Origin of the sequence: Cupriavidus sp. SK-3 (assembly GCF_000611145.1) — a bacterium.
Classification (GTDB): Bacteria; Pseudomonadota; Gammaproteobacteria; order Burkholderiales; family Burkholderiaceae; genus Cupriavidus.
This window is the reverse complement of the sequence record NZ_JFJV02000235.1, coordinates 38816-58458: the sequence shown is the minus strand read 5'-3', so window position 1 is coordinate 58458 and position 19643 is coordinate 38816. Positions and strand designations below refer to the sequence as shown.

The 19643-nt window shown below is 64.9% G+C and carries 23 protein-coding genes; 22 read left to right on the top strand and 1 reads right to left on the bottom strand.

Annotated elements, in window-relative coordinates; all coding sequences use genetic code 11:
- The first annotated feature begins 122 nt into the window (after positions 1-122).
- Positions 123-1586, top strand: a complete 1464-nt coding sequence (locus tag CF70_RS24265; protein WP_035870702.1) for a glutamate synthase subunit beta — start codon at positions 123-125, stop codon at positions 1584-1586.
- 64 nt (positions 1587-1650) lie between these two features.
- Here the strand turns inward: CF70_RS24265 and CF70_RS24260 are convergent, their stop codons facing one another.
- Positions 1651-2175: a GNAT family N-acetyltransferase gene (locus CF70_RS24260; protein WP_414629475.1), complete on the bottom strand. Its 525-nt coding sequence runs from the start codon at positions 2173-2175 to the stop codon at positions 1651-1653.
- Between the two features lie 341 nt (positions 2176-2516).
- Here CF70_RS24260 and CF70_RS24255 point away from each other — a divergent pair, with 341 nt between their 5' ends.
- From CF70_RS24255 to CF70_RS24155, 21 genes are all read left to right on the top strand, one after another.
- Positions 2517-3704, top strand: coding sequence for a tripartite tricarboxylate transporter substrate-binding protein (locus CF70_RS24255; protein WP_414629474.1), 1188 nt, complete (start codon positions 2517-2519; stop codon positions 3702-3704).
- Between the two features lie 142 nt (positions 3705-3846).
- Complete coding sequence (locus tag CF70_RS24250; RefSeq protein WP_035870699.1) at positions 3847-4668, top strand: ABC transporter ATP-binding protein; 822 nt, start codon at positions 3847-3849, stop codon at positions 4666-4668.
- Positions 4665-5441, top strand: a complete 777-nt coding sequence (gene mlaE / locus CF70_RS24245) for a lipid asymmetry maintenance ABC transporter permease subunit MlaE (RefSeq protein ID WP_035870697.1) — start codon at positions 4665-4667, stop codon at positions 5439-5441. The genes CF70_RS24250 and mlaE overlap by 4 nt, the downstream gene beginning before the upstream one ends.
- Positions 5442-5489: 48 nt before the next feature.
- Entirely contained in the window at positions 5490-6017 is a 528-nt protein-coding gene (gene mlaD, locus CF70_RS24240; RefSeq protein WP_035870695.1) for an outer membrane lipid asymmetry maintenance protein MlaD, read from the top strand.
- Positions 6014-6838, top strand: a complete 825-nt coding sequence (locus CF70_RS24235; protein WP_035870692.1) for an MlaA family lipoprotein — start codon at positions 6014-6016, stop codon at positions 6836-6838. Before mlaD ends, CF70_RS24235 begins: the two co-directional genes overlap by 4 nt.
- 200 nt (positions 6839-7038) lie before the next feature.
- Positions 7039-7662 (top strand): MlaC/ttg2D family ABC transporter substrate-binding protein, encoded by a 624-nt coding sequence (locus CF70_RS24230; protein WP_035870800.1) that lies wholly within the window; start codon positions 7039-7041, stop codon positions 7660-7662.
- 123 nt (positions 7663-7785) lie between these two features.
- The gene (locus tag CF70_RS24225) at positions 7786-8094 is read left to right on the top strand and encodes an STAS domain-containing protein (protein ID WP_051648901.1); all 309 of its coding nucleotides are present in this window, start codon (positions 7786-7788) and stop codon (positions 8092-8094) included.
- Positions 8095-8340: 246 nt separating this feature from the next.
- Positions 8341-9291: an ABC transporter ATP-binding protein gene (locus CF70_RS24220; protein WP_035870689.1), complete on the top strand. Its 951-nt coding sequence runs from the start codon at positions 8341-8343 to the stop codon at positions 9289-9291.
- A 56-nt stretch (positions 9292-9347) separates the two neighbouring features.
- Positions 9348-10118, top strand: a complete 771-nt coding sequence (locus CF70_RS24215; RefSeq protein ID WP_152561906.1) for an ABC transporter permease — start codon at positions 9348-9350, stop codon at positions 10116-10118.
- 72 nt (positions 10119-10190) lie between these two features.
- Positions 10191-10445, top strand: a complete 255-nt coding sequence (locus CF70_RS24210; RefSeq protein WP_035870686.1) for a BolA family protein — start codon at positions 10191-10193, stop codon at positions 10443-10445.
- A gap of 169 nt (positions 10446-10614) precedes the next feature.
- Positions 10615-11865: a UDP-N-acetylglucosamine 1-carboxyvinyltransferase gene (murA, locus tag CF70_RS24205; protein ID WP_035870683.1), complete on the top strand. Its 1251-nt coding sequence runs from the start codon at positions 10615-10617 to the stop codon at positions 11863-11865.
- Between the two features lie 28 nt (positions 11866-11893).
- Positions 11894-12556: an ATP phosphoribosyltransferase gene (gene hisG, locus CF70_RS24200; protein ID WP_035870681.1), complete on the top strand. Its 663-nt coding sequence runs from the start codon at positions 11894-11896 to the stop codon at positions 12554-12556.
- A 32-nt stretch (positions 12557-12588) separates the two neighbouring features.
- Positions 12589-13926: a histidinol dehydrogenase gene (gene hisD, locus CF70_RS24195; RefSeq protein ID WP_035870798.1), complete on the top strand. Its 1338-nt coding sequence runs from the start codon at positions 12589-12591 to the stop codon at positions 13924-13926.
- 80 nt (positions 13927-14006) lie between these two features.
- Entirely contained in the window at positions 14007-15107 is a 1101-nt protein-coding gene (hisC, locus tag CF70_RS24190) for a histidinol-phosphate transaminase (protein WP_035870679.1), read from the top strand.
- A 4-nt stretch (positions 15108-15111) separates the two neighbouring features.
- A complete protein-coding gene (gene hisB, locus CF70_RS24185) occupies positions 15112-15705 on the top strand; it encodes an imidazoleglycerol-phosphate dehydratase HisB (RefSeq protein ID WP_006159655.1) in 594 nt (197 codons plus the stop codon).
- A 113-nt stretch (positions 15706-15818) separates the two neighbouring features.
- Positions 15819-16442, top strand: a complete 624-nt coding sequence (locus CF70_RS24180) for a YchE family NAAT transporter (protein WP_035870676.1) — start codon at positions 15819-15821, stop codon at positions 16440-16442.
- Entirely contained in the window at positions 16439-17092 is a 654-nt protein-coding gene (gene hisH / locus CF70_RS24175) for an imidazole glycerol phosphate synthase subunit HisH (protein ID WP_035870674.1), read from the top strand. The genes CF70_RS24180 and hisH overlap by 4 nt, the downstream gene beginning before the upstream one ends.
- An 89-nt stretch (positions 17093-17181) precedes the next feature.
- On the top strand, positions 17182-17928 hold the full coding sequence (hisA, locus tag CF70_RS24170; RefSeq protein ID WP_035870672.1) for a 1-(5-phosphoribosyl)-5-[(5-phosphoribosylamino)methylideneamino]imidazole-4-carboxamide isomerase: 747 nt from the start codon (positions 17182-17184) through the stop codon (positions 17926-17928).
- Between the two features lie 78 nt (positions 17929-18006).
- Entirely contained in the window at positions 18007-18777 is a 771-nt protein-coding gene (gene hisF, locus CF70_RS24165) for an imidazole glycerol phosphate synthase subunit HisF (RefSeq protein WP_035870670.1), read from the top strand.
- A 15-nt stretch (positions 18778-18792) separates the two neighbouring features.
- Entirely contained in the window at positions 18793-19200 is a 408-nt protein-coding gene (hisI, locus tag CF70_RS24160; protein ID WP_035870669.1) for a phosphoribosyl-AMP cyclohydrolase, read from the top strand.
- Positions 19197-19577: a phosphoribosyl-ATP diphosphatase gene (locus CF70_RS24155; protein WP_035870667.1), complete on the top strand. Its 381-nt coding sequence runs from the start codon at positions 19197-19199 to the stop codon at positions 19575-19577. Before hisI ends, CF70_RS24155 begins: the two co-directional genes overlap by 4 nt.
- The last annotated feature ends 66 nt before the right edge of the window (positions 19578-19643 follow it).

The following is a 19643-nucleotide window of genomic DNA, read 5'->3' as shown; positions in this document are numbered from 1 at the left end:
GGGCGGCGAGCCCGACCAAGCATGAGCGGCGGCGCATCGGCGCCGCCGGCCTCACAAGATATTGACCTCACAGCGGGGCCGGCGCAAGCGCCGGTCCCGCCCAGCAAGACCAAGGACGCAACATGGGTAAGGCGACTGGCTTTCTCGAATTTCCGCGCCAGAATGAAGGTTACGAGCCCGTAGCCAAGCGCGTGAAGCACTACAAGGAATTCGTTTTCGCGCTGTCCGACAGCGAAGCGAAGATCCAGGGCGCACGCTGCATGGACTGCGGCATTCCGTTCTGCAACAACGGCTGCCCGGTCAACAACATCATTCCCGACTTCAACGACCTGGTGTATCGCCAGGACTGGAAGTCGGCCATCGAGGTGCTGCACCAGACCAACAACTTCCCCGAGTTCACGGGCCGCATCTGCCCGGCACCGTGCGAGGCCGCCTGCACGCTGGGCATCAATGAAGCACCGGTCGGCATCAAGTCGATCGAGCACGCCATCATTGACAAGGCCTGGGACGAAGGCTGGGTTGCCCCGCAGCCGCCCAAGCACAAGACCGGCAAGACCGTTGCGGTGGTCGGTTCCGGCCCCGCCGGCATGGCCGTTGCCCAACAGCTGGCGCGCGCCGGCCACGACGTAACGGTGTTCGAGAAGAATGATCGCATCGGTGGCCTGCTGCGCTACGGCATCCCCGACTTCAAGCTGGAAAAGTGGCTGATCGACCGCCGCATGGAGCAGATGCAGGCCGAAGGCGTGACCTTCCGCGCCGGCGTGATGGTGACCGACGGCGAATTGCCGGCCGGCATCAAGAACTATGCGCGTGAGACCATCTCGGCACAGGCGCTGCAAGACCAGTTCGACGCCGTCGTGCTGGCGGGCGGCTCCGAAGTGCCGCGCGATCTGCCGGTTCCCGGCCGTGACCTGTCCGGTATTCACTACGCGCTGGAATTCCTGATCCCGCAGAACAAGGAAGTGGCTGGCGACGCGCCCAACGAGATCCGTGCCGAAGGCAAGCACGTCATCGTGATCGGCGGCGGCGATACCGGCTCCGACTGCGTGGGCACCTCGAACCGCCACGGCGCCGAATCGGTCGTCCAGTTCGAACTGCTGCCGCAGCCGCCGGAAGAGGAAAACAAGCCGCTGGTGTGGCCGTACTGGCCGATCAAGCTGCGCACCTCGTCGTCGCACGATGAAGGCTGCGATCGCGACTGGTCGGTTGCTACCAAGGAATTCATCGGCGAGAACGGCAAGATCACCGCGCTCAAGGCCTGCCGCGTCGAGTGGAAGGACGGCAAGATGCAGGAAGTGCCGGACAGCGAGTTCATCCTCAAGGCTGACCTCGTACTGCTGGCGATGGGTTTCACCAACCCGGTGGGCTCGCTGTTGAGCGCCTTCGGGGTGGACACCGACGCTCGCAAGAACGCCCGTGCCGCCACGGAAGGCGAGCGCGCGTACCACACCAACGTGCCCAAGGTGTTCGCCGCTGGCGACGTGCGCCGCGGCCAGTCGCTGGTGGTGTGGGCGATCCGCGAAGGCCGCCAGGCCGCGCGTTCGGTCGATGCCTTCCTGATGGGACACTCCGAGCTGCCGCGCTAAGGCGCTGCTCTCGTTGCAAGGCCCGCCCCGCGCAAGCCGGGCGGGTTTTTTCATTGGCGCCCGGTCACGCCGGCTGCAGAACGCGGCCCATCAGCACGGCGTCGGCGCCATAGGCCGACAGCTTGGCGTCGGATGCGTCGTCGGCCGCGGCAATTTTTTCGTACCCGAGTCTGCGCCACCACGGTGCTGCCGATTGCACGGCGACCAGCCGCGACGAGCGCAGCCCGGCGTCCAGCGCCGCCGCGCGGGCGGCTACGTAAAGCCCCTGAGCCAGGCCCTTGCCCTGGCCGGCAGGCGCCACCGCCATATCGTGCACGAACCAGGTGAGTGCCGCAGCCCGCCTGGACTCATCACTCCGCTCCCAGTGAGGTTCCAGTACGCCGTCGAGCGGTGGCAGGCTGTCCTGCGGCCACATATGGGTAAACAGATAGGCTGCCAGCGTCTCGTTCTGTCCGGCGCGCGCCGCCACCCAGCAGGTGGCAGGCGACAGCGTCAGCCGGCTGGCCAGGGCGGCGCCCGATTCGAGCAGCATGCCGCGATAGCACTGGGCCTGGATTTCCAGCACGGCGGGCAGGTCGGTGGGCCGCATGGGCCGGAGAATGCATTCGCTCATGGCGGGCGATTATAGAGGGCGTTGCGTGCCGAAGGCACGGTGATGCCTGCTCGACGCGCCGCAAACCGCGGGAGCAGGGCGCTGCCGGACGGCCCGGTCGCTCTCGAAGCCGGCCATGCGCCAGCGTGGTGGCGCAGACCGGCAAGTTGCGGCATGCGCTCCTCACAGGGTTGTCCCGGCTATGGTTAACGTGGTCTGTGCGGCTCTGGGCAATCTTCGTAGAATGTCCTGACAATTAAATCAAAGACTGCCTCGCTAACCCCCCCTTTTCAGCCGATAGAGATGCCACCGGCAATGCCCGTGGCCCGGAGGAATTGATGTCCGAAGTGCGCATTTTTTCGCGGCTTTGGCGAGGTAAGGCGATGTTGCTTCACCCCGCTGCAAAGCCGGCTGGTCAGCAGCCCCACTTGCGTGCCAGGCATCCGCTGTTTGTTTCGCCTGTTTTTTGCTTCCCTTGGCAGGGGATGGCATCGCGCGTCGCGTCCCGGCTCCGGGTCTTCGCGCTGCTTTGCCTTGCCGGCCTGGTGGCCGGCACCGGCGGCCCCGTCCAGGCGCGGCCGGCAACCCCGCAGGCAACCCCGACCCAGACCGCGTTCACCCGCCCCATATCATTTCCTGTCCGGCCGATCCGCCTGATCGTGCCCTTTCCCGCTGGCGGCGTGCCGGACGCCGTGGCGCGCCTGCTGGCCGAGCGGCTGGCGATACGGCTCGGCGTGCCGGTCGATGTCGATAACCGGCCCGGCGCGGGTGGCACCACCGCGGGCGACGTGGTGGCCAAGGCGAGCTCCGACGGGCATACCTTGCTGTTCCACCAGGCCACCATGCTGATCCAGCCCGGCCTTGAGCCCGTGCCCTATGACGTGGTGCGCGACTTTACGCCGGTGGCGCGCGTGGCCACCATGCCGCTGTTCCTTGTGATCGATGCGCGCCTGCCGATGCGCACACCGCAGCAATGGCTGACGGCGGTCAATGCCAGCCCCGCCGCCTACAGTTATGGCTCCGGCCAGGCCGGTAGCCCTTCGCACCTCTATGCCCAATACGCTGTGCACGGCGTCCCCAACGGGGTGCCGCTGGTAATAGCCAAGGGCGAGGGCGCCGTGGTGCAAGAGATGCTTGCCGGGCGCGTCAGCGCCTGTTTCTGCTCGTTTGCCGCGGTACAGGCCCACGTCAAGAATGGCAACTTGCGTCTGCTGGGCGTGACTGGCGTGGCGCGTTCGCAACTCGCGCCCGCCGTGCCGACGCTGCAGGAATCAGGGCTGGACGGCTACGGGGCGGGGGCCTGGTATGGCGTCATTGCCCCGGCCAAGACGCCGCATCCCATCGTGGCGCGGATCGCCAGCGAACTGGACGCGGTGATGGGCGAGCGCGAGGTCCGGGATCGCTTGCTGGCGGCCGGCCTGACACCGTTGCGGGACTCGCCCGAGGCGTTTGCCACAGCGATTCGCTCGGAGTCGATCCAGTGGCAGGTGATCTTGCGGCAGACGGGCGGGCCGACCGAACCCTAGGTGGCGTCAGGTCTGGCGCCGGCACACGTCAAATGTGATGAAACAATTATTTGCGATCCATGGATGTGGATTGCGGCACACTGGCGCGGCCGCCGCTAGGTAGTAGCCCTTATAATGGCGGACTGCCTAACACGGTGCCAACGTGACCGATTCCGCCTCAAACCTCGTCGAGCTCCAGTCTGTCGATTTCGCCTACATGGCGAATGGCAAGCCTATCCTGTCGGGCCTTAGCATGCGCTTCCCGCGCGGCAAGGTGGTTGCCGTCATGGGCGGCTCGGGCTGCGGCAAAACCACCGTGATGCGCCTGATCGGCGGTCAGGTCCGGCCGCAGAAGGGACAAGTGCTCTTCAATGGTGCCAATATTCCCGCCCTGGACCGCAATGACCTCTATGCCGTGCGGCGCCAGATGGGCATGCTGTTCCAGTTTGGCGCCTTGTTCACCGATCTCTCCGTGTTCGACAACGTTGCCTTCCCGTTGCGCGAACATACGGACTTGCCAGAGTCGATGATCCGCGATCTGGTGCTGATGAAGCTCAACGCCGTCGGCCTGCGCGGCGCGCGCGAACTGATGCCCTCGGAGATCTCCGGCGGCATGGCGCGCCGGGTTGCGCTGGCGCGCGCGATCGCGCTCGATCCCGCCCTGTTGATGTATGACGAGCCCTTCGCGGGACTCGACCCGATCTCGCTGGGCCTGACCGCGCGCCTGATCCGCAGCCTGAATGACGCGCTTGGCGCCACCACCATCATCGTGTCGCACGACGTCAACGAGACCTTCCTGATCGCCGACTACGTTTATTTCATTGCCGACGGCCGCATTGCCGCCGAAGGCGAGCCCGAGGCCCTTCGCGCTTCGACGGATCCCTTCGTGCACCAGTTCGTCCACGCCGAGCCCGACGGGCCAGTGCCCTTCCACTATCCGGGCCCGTCGCTGGCCGAGGACTTCGCGAGCGGGGCGGGGCGATGATAGGGTTCTTCACAAGCATCGGCTCTGCCGTGCGCCAGTCGGTCAGCGGCCTCGGTCATGCCACCCGCATGTTCTTCACAGTGCTGGCGATGTCGCCCGCGCTGCTGCGCCGCTTCCGGTTGGTAATCGACCAGATTTTCTTCGTCGGCAACCTGTCGCTGGTGATTATCGCGGTATCGGGCTTATTTGTCGGCTTCGTGCTGGGGTTGCAGGGCTATTACACGCTAAATCGCTATGGATCCGAGCAGGCGCTCGGCCTGCTCGTGGCTCTGTCGCTGGTACGCGAACTGGGTCCGGTGGTGACGGCGCTGTTGTTCGCCGGCCGCGCCGGTACGTCGCTCACGGCCGAAATCGGCCTGATGAAGGCCGGCGAACAGCTCACGGCCATGGAAATGATGGCGGTCAATCCGCTGCAGCGCGTGATCGCGCCGCGCTTCTGGGCTGGCGTGGTGGCCATGCCGGTGCTGGCGGCGATTTTCAGTGCCGTCGGCATCCTCGGTGGCTATGTGGTCGGCGTGCAGATGATCGGCGTCGATGCGGGCGCGTTCTGGTCGCAGATGCAGAACGGGGTTGACGTGCGGAATGACGTGCTGAACGGCGTCATAAAGAGCTTCATTTTTGGCGTCGCGGTGACGTTTATAGCGCTGTACCAGGGCTATCAGGCCAAGCCCACGCCGGAAGGTGTGTCGCGCGCCACCACGCGTACCGTCGTGATTGCCTCGCTGGCCGTGCTGGCGCTGGATTTCCTGCTGACTGCGCTGATGTTCAGCTGACCTGCCGGTGCGGTCGCCGGAGCCGGAGTACTTGAAGAAGAGACGCAGATGAAAAGAAATACACTCGATTTCTGGGTTGGGCTGTTTGTTGTGGCGGGTTTCGTGGCGCTGCTGTTCCTGGCGCTGAAGGCCGGCAACATGAGCTCGCTGTCGTTCCAGGAGACCTACTCCGTGCAGGCGCGCTTCGATAATATCGGCGGCCTGAAGCCGCGCGCGCCGGTGAAGAGCGCCGGCGTGGTGGTAGGGCGGGTGGCCGACATCCGCTTCGACGACAAGACCTACCAGGCGACCGTGACGCTCAACCTGGAAAAGCGCTACCAGTTCCCCAAGGACACTTCGGCAAAAATCCTGACCTCCGGCTTGCTGGGCGAGCAATACCTGGGTCTTGAGGCGGGTGGCGATTCCGCCATGCTGGCCGAGGGTTCGCGCATCACAATGACGCAATCGGCCGTGGTGCTGGAAAACCTGATCGGGCAGTTCCTGTATAACAAGGCTGCCGACGCCGGTGCCGGCGGCAACAACGCTGGCGGGGGTGCCGCGGGCGCCGCCAGCGGCGCGGCAGGGGGGCTGAAATGAATGGCGACCGTGTCGCCGCGCGCTGGTGCGCGGGGCGAAATTGGTTGCTGGCAGTGTTGGCAGCGGGTTTGATGGCAGGTTGCGCGAGCGGCCCGACCGCCAACCCGAAAGATCCCCTCGAACCCTTCAACCGGGAAGTCTTCAAGATCAACGACGACTTCGACAAGGGCGTGTTGCGCCCGGTCGCCGAGTTGTACACGGACTTCATTCCGTCGCCGATCCGTACCGGGATAGACAACGCTTTCTCCAACGTCAGCGATGTCTACTCGGCTGTCAACAACCTGCTGCAGGGCAAGCCCGCCCGCGCCGTGGAAGACACCATGCGCGTGGCCATGAACAGTGTGCTGGGTCTCGGCGGCCTGATTGACATCGCCACCCCTGCCGGGCTGCCCAAATACAAGGAAGACTTCGGGCAGACGCTGGGCGTATGGGGCGTGCCGGCCGGACCTTACCTGGTGCTGCCGCTTTTCGGGCCGAGTTCGGTGCGCGATACCGCAGGCATGCTGGTGGACCGCCAGATCGATCCGTCGGCGTACCTCGATCCCGTCTGGCTTCGCAACTCGCTGTTCGGGGTGCGTGTCGTCAACACCCGGGCCTCGCTGCTCGGCGCTTCCGGCCTGATCGAGATGGCGGCGCTCGACAAATATGCGTTCCTGCGCGACGCCTACCTGCAGCGCCGCGAGTACCAGATCTATGATGGCAACCCGCCGGAGAGCGACGACACCGCGCCGGCAGACGAGCCGTCCGACACCAGGCAGGAAAACCAGACGCTGCCCACGCCACCGGTGCAGATGCCGGGCGGCATTCGCTTTGGCCGTTGAGTATGCCGGGCCGCGCGCGTGTCATGGCTGTGAGCGGTGCAACAAATTATGTAAATGTGGCGTCGGAGTCCCTGGCGCTGCGAACTCCCCCGGCTCGCCCGAACTCCAACTCGGCGCGTGACCATTACCGGCCTTGATGCCGGGACACGCAAGGTTGCCGTAGCCGGTGACCGGTGCGTTCGATTGATAAGGACAATATGATGCTGAAGCGACTCTTGCTGCCTTTTCTTACCGTGGTTGCCTTTGCCGGTGCCGCCCATGCCCAAACGCAGGATGCCAGCACGCCCGATGGCCTGGTCAAGGCCGTGGTCGGCGACGTGATGGCCTCCGTCAAGGCGGACAAGGACATGCAGGCCGGGAATATCACCAAGATCTCCGCGCTGGTGGAGCAGAAGATCCTCCCCAACGCGAACTTCCAGAAGACCACGCAGATCGCCATGGGCCGTAACTGGTCCAAGGCTACGCCGGAGCAGCAAAAGCAGATTGCCGACGAGTTCAAGACGCTGCTGATCCGTACCTACTCCGGCGCCATCGCGCAGATTCGCGACCAGACCGTGCAGTTCCGCCCGTACCGCGGCAGCCCGGAGGATACCGACGCCACCATCCGCACCCAGGTCATCAACAAGGGGGAGCCGATCCAGCTGGACTACCGCCTGGAAAAGACACCGCAAGGCTGGAAGGTCTATGACATCAATGTGCTGGGTGCCTGGCTGACCGAGGCCTACAAGGGCAGCTTCAACACGATCGTGGGCCAGCAGGGCGTGGACGGCGTGATCAAGACACTGCAAGACCGCAACCGCCAGCTCGCCAACGCCAAGAACTGACCGGCAGGCCCGCGCGCCGCGCCGCCTCCGGCGCAGCGTGACTGGCCGAACTGATCTACAATGAGCGCTCCCGCACCTGCGGGAGTGCTTTTTTCCAGACCCGCATCCCCGGACCGCTGCCAGATGCTATCGCTCGACACCTCGCTGACCAACCGCAACGCCGCCGCCGTGCTGCGTGACGGCCTGGCACGCCTGGCCCAGGGTGAAGCCCGGGTCGACTGCAGCGGCCTGGTCCAGGTCGATTCCGCGGCTGTCGCCGTGCTGCTGGCCTGGCAACGTGACGCCGCCAGCCGCGGCAAGTCGCTCGAAATTATTGGCGTACCGGCACAACTCACCGAGCTGGCCGCACTGTATGGCGTCGAATCCCTGCTGCAACTGGTACCCCAGGCGGGTGCCCAAGGCACGCAAGGCACCCTTTCCCACCGACATTGAACCGGCATCCGTGGCAAGCTGCTGACCTGCGCTTGCTACAGCGATGCCCGGGCGATGGCTCGCGCCACGCCTCGCGCTCAAAGCGGGACTACTCCCGTATCCCCTATAATTCCGGGTTGTTCGACCGTTCCGGCATATAAGGCACGGACAAGACACGGTCGAAGCACCCAGGCGGTCCCCGCCATTTCAAGGAGGCCGGCGTGCGAGGCTGAAAAGCCCGACGCGCCTGCCAAACAGTATCCGGCCATGAAAGCCATCGAACTCAAAGACGTTCGCAAGCGCTACCGCAACCTGCAAGCGCTGAAGGGTGTCAGCTTCACCGTCGAGCGCGGCGAATTCTTCGGCCTGCTCGGCCCCAACGGTGCAGGCAAGACCACGCTGATCTCCATCCTGGCAGGCCTGAACCGCGCCGATTCCGGCAGCGTCAGCGTGCTCGGTCACGACGTGGTGTCCGATTACCGCCTGGCGCGGCGCATGCTGGGCGTGGTGCCGCAGGAACTGGTCTTCGATCCCTTCTTCACGGTGCGCGAGACGCTGCGCCTGCAGTCCGGCTATTTCGGATTGACCCGCAACGACGACTGGATCGACGAGATCATGGCCAACCTGGATCTCACCAACAAGGCCGACGCCAATATGCGCCAGCTTTCCGGCGGCATGAAGCGGCGCGTGCTGGTGGCCCAGGCCCTGGTGCACCGGCCGCCGGTCATCGTGCTCGACGAGCCGACCGCCGGGGTCGACGTGGAACTGCGCCAGACCCTGTGGAAGTTCATCTCGCGGCTGAATCGCGAGGGCCACACCATCATTCTCACCACGCACTACCTGGAAGAAGCCGAGGCGTTGTGCGATCGCATCGCCATGCTCAAGTTCGGCGAGGTGGTGGCGCTGGACCGCACCAGCAACCTGCTGAGCCAATTCGCAGGGCTGCAGCTGATGCTGACGTTCTCCAGGGGTGCCCTGCCCGCCGAGCTTGAACCGCTGCGCATGCCCGCCAACCCCGGCGAGCGCGCGGTTCGGCTGCGGCTGTCGGGTTATCCGGCGGTGGAGCCGATCCTGGCCGCCTGCCGCGAGGCCGGTTGCGAGATCGAAGACATGGAAATCAACAAGGCCGACCTGGAGGACGTGTTCGTGCAGATCATGCGGCGTGAAGGCCATATGCCGGGCGCACTGCCGGATACGGCGGTGGAGGCCGCAGCATGAAGATGCCAACCGAATTCGACGGCACCCAGGACGCCATCAACACGCACCTCGCACCGATGGCGGTGGGTGGCCTGGTGGGCTTCCGCACTCTTCTTTACAAGGAAGTGCTGCGCTTCTGGAAGGTCAGCTTCCAGACCGTGGCGGCGCCGGTGCTGACCGCGATCCTGTACCTGCTGATTTTCGGCCACGTGCTGGAAAACCGCGTGAAGGTGTACGACCAGATCAGCTATACCGCCTTCCTGGTGCCGGGCCTGGTGATGATGAGCGTGCTGCAGAATGCCTTCGCCAATAGCTCGTCGTCGCTGATCCAGTCCAAGATCACCGGCAACCTGGTGTTCATCATGCTGCCGCCGCTGTCGCACTGGGAAATGTTTGGTGCCTACGTGGTGGCTTCCATCGTGCGCGGCCTGGCCGTGGGCCTGGGCGTGCTGCTGGTGACGGCCTGGTTCGCCAACCTGCATTTCGCCAATATCGGCTGGATCCTGCTGTTTGCCTTGCTGGGCGCGGCGATCCTTGGCACGCTGGGGCTGATCGCGGGAATCTGGGCCGAGAAGTTCGACCAGCTCGCGGCCTTCCAGAACTTCCTGATCATGCCGGCGACCTTCCTTTCCGGCGTCTTCTACTCGATCCACTCGCTGCCTCCCTTCTGGCAGGCGGTGTCGCACGCCAACCCGTTCTTCTACATGATCGACGGCTTCCGCTACGGCTTTTTCGGTGTCTCCGACGTGGCGCCGGCCTTCAGTCTCGCAGTAGTGGGTACAGCTTTCGTGGTGCTCGCGGCGATAGCGCTGCAGCTGCTCAAGAGCGGCTACAAGCTGCGCCACTGAGGGGGCGTCTGCCCCGCCGAACCCACAAGCGAACCGACGCGACACACAGAGAAACAAAGCGAAAAGACAATCATGCTGCCTACACCCCAACAAGTCAGGGACTACATCGCCCAAGGCCTCTCCTGCGAACACCTGGAAGTGGAAGGCGACGGCCAGCACTTCTTTGCCACCATCGTCAGCGCCGAATTCGACGGCAAGCGCCTGATCCAGCGGCACCAGCGGGTCTACGCCGCGCTGGGCGACCGCATGCGCGCCGAGATCCACGCGCTGTCGATGAAGACGCTGACGCCGGCCGAGTGGCAGGCGCAGGCGGGCCAGGCCAAGTAAGACGGACCAACAAGCTGGCCGCCCGACAGGCCGGACGTGACAAGCAGGTCGTCCCGCAACGCGGCGGCCTCGGGTACCAGATGCCGCGGTTGTGCATTTTGATGCACAGGCGGGGAGCGAAATGAATGACGCCGGACGCCTTTGGGCAGCCGGCCTGAAACGACTGAACATGGACAAACTCGAGATCCAGGGCAATGGCCCGCTGCGAGGCGAGATCCGCGTCTCCGGCGCCAAGAACGCTGCGCTGCCGATCCTGTGCGCAGGGCTGCTCACGGCCGATACCGTTACGCTGGACAATGTGCCCAACCTGCAGGACGTGCGTACCACGCTCAAGCTGCTGCGCCAGATGGGCGTGAAGGCGGAGCAGGACGGCGCGCGCGTCACGCTGAATGGCGCCGACGTGAATTCGCCCGAGGCCCCCTACGAACTGGTCAAGACCATGCGCGCCTCGATCCTGGTGCTGGGTCCGCTGGTGGCGCGCTTCGGCGAGGCGCGCGTATCGCTGCCTGGCGGCTGCGCCATTGGCGCGCGTCCGGTCGACCAGCACATCAAGGGCTTGCAGGCCATGGGCGCCGAGATCAGCATCGAGCACGGCTTTATCCATGCCCGCGCCAGCCGCCTGAAGGGTGCGCGCGTGGTCACCGACATGATCACCGTGACCGGCACCGAGAACCTGCTGATGGCCGCTACCCTGGCCGACGGCGAAACCGTGCTGGAAAACGCCGCGCGCGAGCCGGAAGTGACCGATCTTGCCAACCTGCTGGTCAAGATGGGCGCCCGGATCGAGGGCATCGGCACCGACCGTCTGGTGGTGCGGGGCGTGGAGCGCCTGCACGGTGCGAGCCACGCCGTAATCGCCGACCGCATCGAGGCCGGCACCTTCCTGTGCGCCGCCGCCGCCACGCTTGGCGATGTGGTGCTGCGCGGCGTGCAGCCGGGCATCCTGGACACCGTGCTCGACAAGCTGCGCGAAGCCGGCGCCAGCATCGAAACCGGTGACGACTGGATCCGTTTGCAGATGGCCCGGCGCCCGCAGGCGGTGAGTTTCCGCACCTCCGAATACCCGGCCTTCCCGACCGATATGCAGGCGCAGTTCATGGCGCTGAACAGTGTCGCCAACGGCGTGGCCCGTATCACCGAAACCATTTTCGAAAACCGCTTCATGCACGTGCAGGAGCTCAACCGGTTGGGCGCCGATATCGCGGTCGAAGGCAATACCGCGGTTGTCACCGGCGTGCCCCGGCTGTCCGGCGCCAAGGTGATGGCGACCGATCTGCGTGCCTCCGCCAGCCTGGTCATCGCCGGGCTGGTCGCCGAGGGCGAAACCGTGATCGATCGCATCTACCACCTGGACCGCGGCTATGACCGCATGGAAGACAAGCTGTCGGCCGTGGGCGCCAAGATCCGCCGCATCGCCTGAGCGCGCAAGAAAAGACACAAGGACGCAGATGAGCCCCTCCCCGACCCAGTTGACCCTGGCCCTCTCCAAGGGCCGGATCTTCACCGAAACCATGCCGCTGCTGGAAGCGGCCGGCATCCACGTCACCGAGGATCCGGAAACCTCGCGCAAGCTGATCCTGCCCACCTCCGATCCGGACGTGCGCGTCATCATCGTGCGCGCCTCGGATGTGCCGACCTACGTGCAATATGGTGCGGCCGATTTCGGCGTGGCCGGCAAGGACGTGCTGATGGAGCACGGCATGGCCGGGCTGTATGCGCCGATCGACCTGAATATCGCCAAGTGCCGCATGTCGGTGGCGACCTCGGCCGGTTTCGACTACGCCAGCGCCGTGCGCCAGGGCGCGAGGCTGGCCGTGGCCACCAAATATGTGCAGACCGCGCGCGAGCACTTCGCCAAGAAGGGCGTGCACGTGGACCTGATCAAGCTGTATGGCTCGATGGAACTCGGGCCCCTGGTGGGACTGGCCGACGCCATCGTCGACCTGGTCAGCACCGGCGGGACCTTGCGCGCCAACAACCTGGTCGAAGTGGAAGAGATCGTGCAGATATCGTCGCGCCTGGTGGTCAACCAGGCTGCCCTCAAACTCAAGCGTGAGCGGCTAGCCCCGATTCTCGACGCGTTTGAACGGGCCTCCGCCGCGCTGGTTTGATGCCGCGCGAGCTGGGCCTGGGGAATGGAGTCATGAACGAAAATTCTATGGAAAACCTGGAAATCCGCCGGCTGGATTCGACCGAGCCGCGCTTCGCGGCCGAGCTGCGCGAGGTGCTGGCCTTCGAAGCCAGTGAAGACGAAGCGATCGATCGAGCCGTCGCGCAGATCCTCGCCGATGTAAAGACCCGCGGCGATGCCGCAGTGCTGGAGTACACGCAGCGTTTCGACCGCGTCGATGCCGGCGCCATGGGCGCGCTGGAAGTGTCGCCGGCCAAGCTCGAGGCCGCGCTCGACGAACTCGAGCCCAAACGCCGCGCTGCGCTGGAAACCGCGGCGGCGCGCGTGCGCGCTTACCACGAGAAGCAGAAGATCGAGTGCGGCAGCCATAGCTGGGAGTACACCGAGTCCGACGGCACTGTGCTGGGGCAAAAGGTGACCCCGCTGGACCGCGTCGGCATCTACGTGCCGGGCGGCAAGGCGGCGTATCCGTCGTCCGTGCTGATGAACGCGATTCCCGCGCGCGTGGCCGGCGTCAAGGAAGTCATCATGGTCGTGCCCACGCCGGGCGGCGTGCGTAACGAACTGGTGCTGGCCGCAGCGCAGATCGCCGGCGTGGACCGCGTGTTCACCATCGGTGGCGCGCAGGCGATCGGGGCGCTGGCCTATGGCACCGCCACGCTGCCCCAGGTCGACAAGATCGTCGGCCCGGGCAACGCCTATGTGGCGGCGGCCAAGCGCCGCGTGTTCGGCACCGTCGGCATTGACATGATCGCCGGCCCATCCGAAATTCTGGTGATCTGCGACGGCACCACCGACCCCGACTGGGTGGCGATGGACCTGTTCTCGCAAGCCGAGCATGACGAACTCGCGCAATCCATCCTGCTGTGCCCGGACTCCAACTACCTGGCCCAGGTGGAGGAAAGCATCCACCGGCAGCTCGAGTCCATGCCGCGCCGCGACGTGATCCGTGCCTCGCTGTCCGGGCGCGGGGCGCTGATCCGGGTACGCGATATGGACGAGGCTTGCGAGATCGCCAACGCGATCGCGCCGGAGCACCTGGAGATTTCCGCCGAGAACCCGCGCCACTGGGCCGAGAAGATCCGCCATGCCGGCGCCATCTTCCTGGGCCGCTATACGAGCGAGTCGCTGGGCGACTACTGCGCCGGGCCGAATCACGTGCTGCCCACCTCGCGCACCGCGCGCTTCTCGTCGCCGCTGGGCGTGTACGACTTCCAGAAGCGCTCGAGCCTGATCGAGGTGAGCGAGCAGGGCGCGCAGATGCTTGGCCAGATCGCCGCCGAACTGGCCTACGGCGAAGGCTTGCAGGCACATGCCCGCAGCGCTGAATACCGCCTCAGGCGCAACTGAGGCAATAGCGGCCGGCGCCCGGGTTTGTCCGCGAGCCGGCCAGAAACCACCAATCCAAGTCGACCCAAGAGGTAAATCCCATGTCCGTAGTGCAGCCTTCCCTGATCGAACGCATCATCCGTGACGACGTACGCGCCATGGGCGCCTACCATGTGCCGGATTCGCACGGTCTGGTAAAGCTGGACGCGATGGAGAATCCCTACCGCCTGCCCGACGCACTGCGAGACAAGCTGGCCGCGCGGCTGGCCGAGGTAGCGCTCAACCGCTATCCGGTGCCCAGCAGCGAAGCGCTGCGCGCGCGCTTGAAGGCGGTGATGGACGTGCCGGCGGGCATGGATGTGCTGCTGGGCAACGGCTCGGACGAGATCATCAGCATGCTGGCGCTGGCGGTAGCCAAGCCGGGCGCCAAGGTGCTGGCACCGGTGCCAGGCTTTGTCATGTATGCCATGTCGGCCCAGTTCGCCGGGCTCGAATTCGTCGGCGTGCCGCTCAACGCGGACTTCACGCTGGACCGCGCCGCCATGCTGGCGGCAATGGCCGAGCACCAGCCCGCCATCGTCTACCTGGCCTACCCGAACAATCCCACCGGCAACCTGTTCGACGCGGCCGATATGGAAGCCATCGTGCGCGCCGCCCAGGGCGAGGTCTGCCAGAGCCTGGTGGTGGTTGACGAAGCCTACCAGCCGTTCGCCCAGGACACCTGGATGCCGCGCCTGGCCGAGTTCGGCAACCTGTTGGTGATGCGCACCGTTTCCAAGCTGGGCCTGGCCGGCATCCGGCTGGGCTACCTGGCCGGCGCGCCGGAGTGGCTGTCGCAGATCGACAAGGTGCGCCCGCCGTACAACGTCAATGTGCTGACCGAGGCCACGGCGCTGTTCGTGCTCGAGCATGTCGATGTGCTCGACCAGCAGGCCGCGCAACTGCGTGCCGAGCGCGCCACCGTGGCCGATGCCCTGGCAGGCTTGCCGGGCGTGACGGTGTTCCCCAGCGCGGCCAATTTCCTGCTGGTGCGCGTGGCGGATTCCGCTCGTGTGTTCGAAGGCGTGCTTGCGCGCAAGGTATTGATCAAGAACGTGGGTAAAATGCACCCATTGCTGGCCAACTGTCTGCGCGTCACGGTCAGCACTCCCGAAGAGAACGCGCAATTTCTCGCTGCCTTCCAGGCGGCGTTGCAGGATTAACACCATGCGTGTTGCAGAGGTCACCCGCAATACATCGGAAACGCAGATCCGCGTTTCATTGAATCTCGATGGCACCGGCCGCCAGAAACTGGCGTCCGGCGTGCCGTTCCTCGACCACATGCTGGATCAGATTGCCCGCCATGGCATGTTCGACCTCGAAGTCGAAGCCAGCGGCGATACCCATATCGATGACCACCACACGGTGGAAGACGTCGGCATCGCGCTCGGCCAGGCGGTCGCCAAGGCCATCGGCGACAAGAAAGGCATCACCCGCTACGGCCATAGCTATGTGCCGCTGGACGAATGCCTGTCGCGCGTGGTGATCGACTTCTCCGGCCGTCCCGGCCTGGAATTCCACGTACCGTTCACCCGCGCTCGGGTGGGCAGCTTCGACGTCGACCTCACCATCGAGTTCTTCCGCGGCTTCGTCAATCATGCCGCGGTGACGCTGCATATCGACAACCTGCGCGGCATCAATGCCCACCACCAGTGCGAAACCGTGTTCAAGGCCTTCGGCCGGGCGTTGCGCATGGCGGTGGAAATGGATCCCCGCGCGGGCAACACGATTCCGTCGACCAAGGGCACCCTCGTCGGCTGAACCTCGCCGACGCGCTACCTCTCGCGTGCCGGTGCGTACGTTCTGCTGCACCGGCGAGAACTTTCGATCAACGCGGTACTTACGCGACATTAGCGCGACATTCGCCCAACCCGATGGATACGCTTAAGTCGTTTATTTCGCTGCTGGCGCTGATCAACCCGATCGGGGCGATTCCGTTCTTCATTAGCCTGACCACCCAGCAGACTGAAGAAGAAAAGCGGCATACCATCAAGATCGCGTCGATCTCGGTGGCGACGGTGGTAGGCATCTCCGCCTTGCTGGGCCAGCAGATCATCGAGTTCTTCAATATCTCGGTGGCCTCGCTGCAGGTGGGCGGGGGCCTCATCATGATCATGATGGCGATGAACATGCTGAATGCCCAGACCGGCCGCACCAAGGCGACGCCCGAGGAAGAGGACGAGGCGGAAGCCAAGGCCAGTATCGCGGTAGTGCCGCTGGCGCTGCCCTTGCTGACCGGGCCTGGTTCGATCAGCACGGTGATCGTCTATGCCGGCAAGACCCAGCACTGGTACCAGTTGCTGATTCTGGTCGGGATCGGGATCGCGCTTGGCGCAGTGGTATATATAGTGTTCCGCGCCGCGGACCCGATCGCGCGTGTGATCGGGCGCACCGGCATCAATATCGGCACGCGCCTGATGGGGCTGATCCTGTCGGCGCTGGCCGTAGAATTCATTGTGGACGGGCTGAAGACATTGTTGCCTGTTTTGAAATCATGACTACCATAGCAATTGTGGATTACGGCATGGGCAACCTGCGCTCGGTAGCGCAGGCCTTGCGTGCCGCGGCGCCGGAAGCGGACGTGCAGGTGGTGGACCAGCCGGAGGCGATCCGCGCGGCGGACCGCGTGGTACTGCCAGGCCAGGGTGCGATGCCCGACTGCATGAGCGCACTGGGCGCCTCGGGCCTGCAACAGGCCGTGATCGAGGCCGCCGCCAGCAAGCCGATGCTGGGAGTGTGCGTTGGCGAACAGATGCTGTTCGACTACAGCAAGGAAAGTAGAACGGACGGTGGCCGTACGCCCTGCCTGGGCCTCTTGCCCGGCGAGGTGATCCGCTTCGAACTGGAAGGCATGACCCAGCCGGACGGTTCGCGCTACAAGGTGCCGCAGATGGGCTGGAACCGCGTGAAGCAAACGCGCCCCCATCCGCTGTGGGCTGGCATCCCCGATGAAAGCTGGTTCTATTTCGTGCACAGCTACTACGTGCATGCGCAGGATCCGGCGCATATTGCTGGCGAAACGGAATATGGCGTCTTATTTACGAGCGCGGTGGCGCGCGATAATATTTTTGCCACGCAGTTCCACCCGGAAAAGAGCGCCGCCATGGGCTTGCAGCTGTACCGGAACTTCGTGCACTGGAATCCCTGAACGTCGATAGTGGCTTTTTTGGGACAGGGCTGACCGGCTACGCTGGCTAGTTCAACTTTCTCTTTCACTCAAACACGCTCGTCACACTTATGTTGCTCATTCCGGCCATCGACCTGAAGGACGGTCAATGTGTACGCCTTAAACAAGGCGACATGGACCAGGCCACCGTCTTTTCCGAAGATCCCGCCGCCATGGCACGTCACTGGGTGGAGCAGGGCGCACGGCGCCTGCACCTGGTCGACCTCAATGGTGCGTTCGTGGGCAAGCCCCGCAATGAAGCTGCCATCAAGGCCATCATCGCCGAGGTGGGCGATGAGATCCCGATCCAGCTCGGCGGCGGCATCCGCGACCTGAACACCATCGAGCGCTGGCTCGACGGCGGCCTGTCGTACGTCATCATCGGCACGGCGGCGGTCAAGAATCCCGGGTTCCTCAAGGACGCCTGCACGGCGTTCGGCGGCCACATCATCGTCGGCCTGGATGCCCGTGAAGGCAAGGTCGCCACGGATGGCTGGAGCAAGCTGACCGGCCACGAGGTTGCCGACCTCGCGCGCAAGTACGAGGACTACGGCGTGGAAGCCATCATCTACACCGACATCGGCCGCGACGGCATGCTGCAGGGCATCAACATCGATGCCACCGTCAAACTGGCGCAGTCGGCAACGATCCCGGTGATCGCCAGCGGCGGGCTGCACAACCTCACCGATATCGAACGCCTGTGCAGCGTGCAAAAGGACGGCGTCGAAGGCGTCATCTGCGGCCGCGCGATCTATTCGGGCGATCTCAATTTCGCCGAAGCCCAGGCGCTTGCCGACAAGCTCGGCGCCGAGCAGTAAGACAACGCGCCTTGCGCGCGACAATTGCAGCCGCCGGCGTCCCCGCAAGGGCAGGCGCCGTGGCGGGCAAGGAATCTCATGCTAGCCAAACGTATCATCCCCTGCCTCGATGTGACCAACGGGCGGGTGGTCAAGGGTGTCAACTTCGTCGAATTGCGTGACGCTGGCGATCCGGTCGAGATCGCCCGCCGCTATGACGAGCAGGGCGCCGATGAAATCACTTTCCTCGACATCACCGCGACCAGCGACGGGCGCGACCTGATTCTGCACATCATCGAGGCGGTCGCCTCCCAGGTCTTTATCCCGCTGACGGTGGGCGGCGGCGTGCGCGCCGTGGAAGACGTGCGGCGCCTGCTCAATGCCGGCGCGGACAAGATCAGCGTCAATTCCTCGGCCATCGCCAACCCGCAACTGGTGTCGGACGCCACGGCGCGCTACGGCTCGCAGTGCATCGTCGTCGCGATCGACGCCAAACGCAGTTCCGCGCCAGGCGAGCCGGCACGCTGGGAGGTCTTCACCCATGGCGGGCGCAAGGCCACCGGGCTGGACGCAGTGGCATGGGCGCGCGAGATGGCCGCCCGCGGAGCGGGCGAACTGCTGCTCACCAGCATGGACCGCGACGGTACCAAGAGCGGCTTCGATCTCGAACTCACCCGTGCCGTCAGCGATGCGGTGTCCATCCCGGTGATCGCTTCGGGCGGCGTGGGCGGACTGCAGGACCTGGCCGACGGCATCAAGCTGGGACACGCCGATGCGGTGCTGGCCGCCAGCATCTTCCACTACGGCCAGCACACCGTTGGCGAAGCAAAAGCATTCATGGCCCGCGAGGGCATTCCGGTGCGAATCTGAACACGGCGAACCGACATGGCAAAGAAGTGGCTCAACAAGGTTAAGTGGGACGACAACGGCCTGGTGCCGGTGATTGTCCAGGAAGTCGGCTCGAACGACGTGCTGATGTTCGCGTTCATGAACCGCGAGGCGCTGCAGCGCACCGTGGAGATCGGCGAGGCCGTGTTCTGGTCGCGCTCGCGCAAGCGCCTGTGGCACAAGGGCGAGGAATCCGGCCACGTGCAAAAGGTGCATGAAATCCGCCTCGACTGCGACGAAGACGTGGTCTTGCTCAAGGTCACGCAGAACGACGGCATCGCCTGCCATACCGGGCGCCACTCCTGCTTCTTCCAGAAGTTCGATGGCGATGCCGACAACGGCGACTGGCAGACCGTGGAGCCCGTCCTCAAGGATCCGTCCACCATTTACGCAGCCAAGCCATGAGCGACGAACAGCTGAGCAGCGCCGATATGCTTGCCCGCCTGGCCAGCGTGCTGGAATCGCGCAAGCCCGAGAACGGCGGCGATCCGGATAAATCCTATGTGGCGCGCCTGTTTCACAAGGGCGACGACGCCATCCTGAAGAAGATCGGCGAGGAAGCCACCGAAACCGTGATGGCCGCCAAGGATGCCCGCGCCGCGGGGCTGAGCCAGGAGTCGGTCTCCAAGGTGGTGTACGAGGTGGCCGATCTCTGGTTCCATAGCATGGTGCTTCTGTCCCGCTTTGGCATGCAGCCGGCCGACGTGGTCAACGAACTGGCCCGCCGCGAAGGCTTGTCCGGCCTGGAAGAAAAAGCCCGGCGCAAGGCCGACGGCGGCTGAATCCCGCACTAGCCGGCCTGGCCTGCGAGGCGCATCTGGACAGGACGGGCAGGGTATCGGACGGCA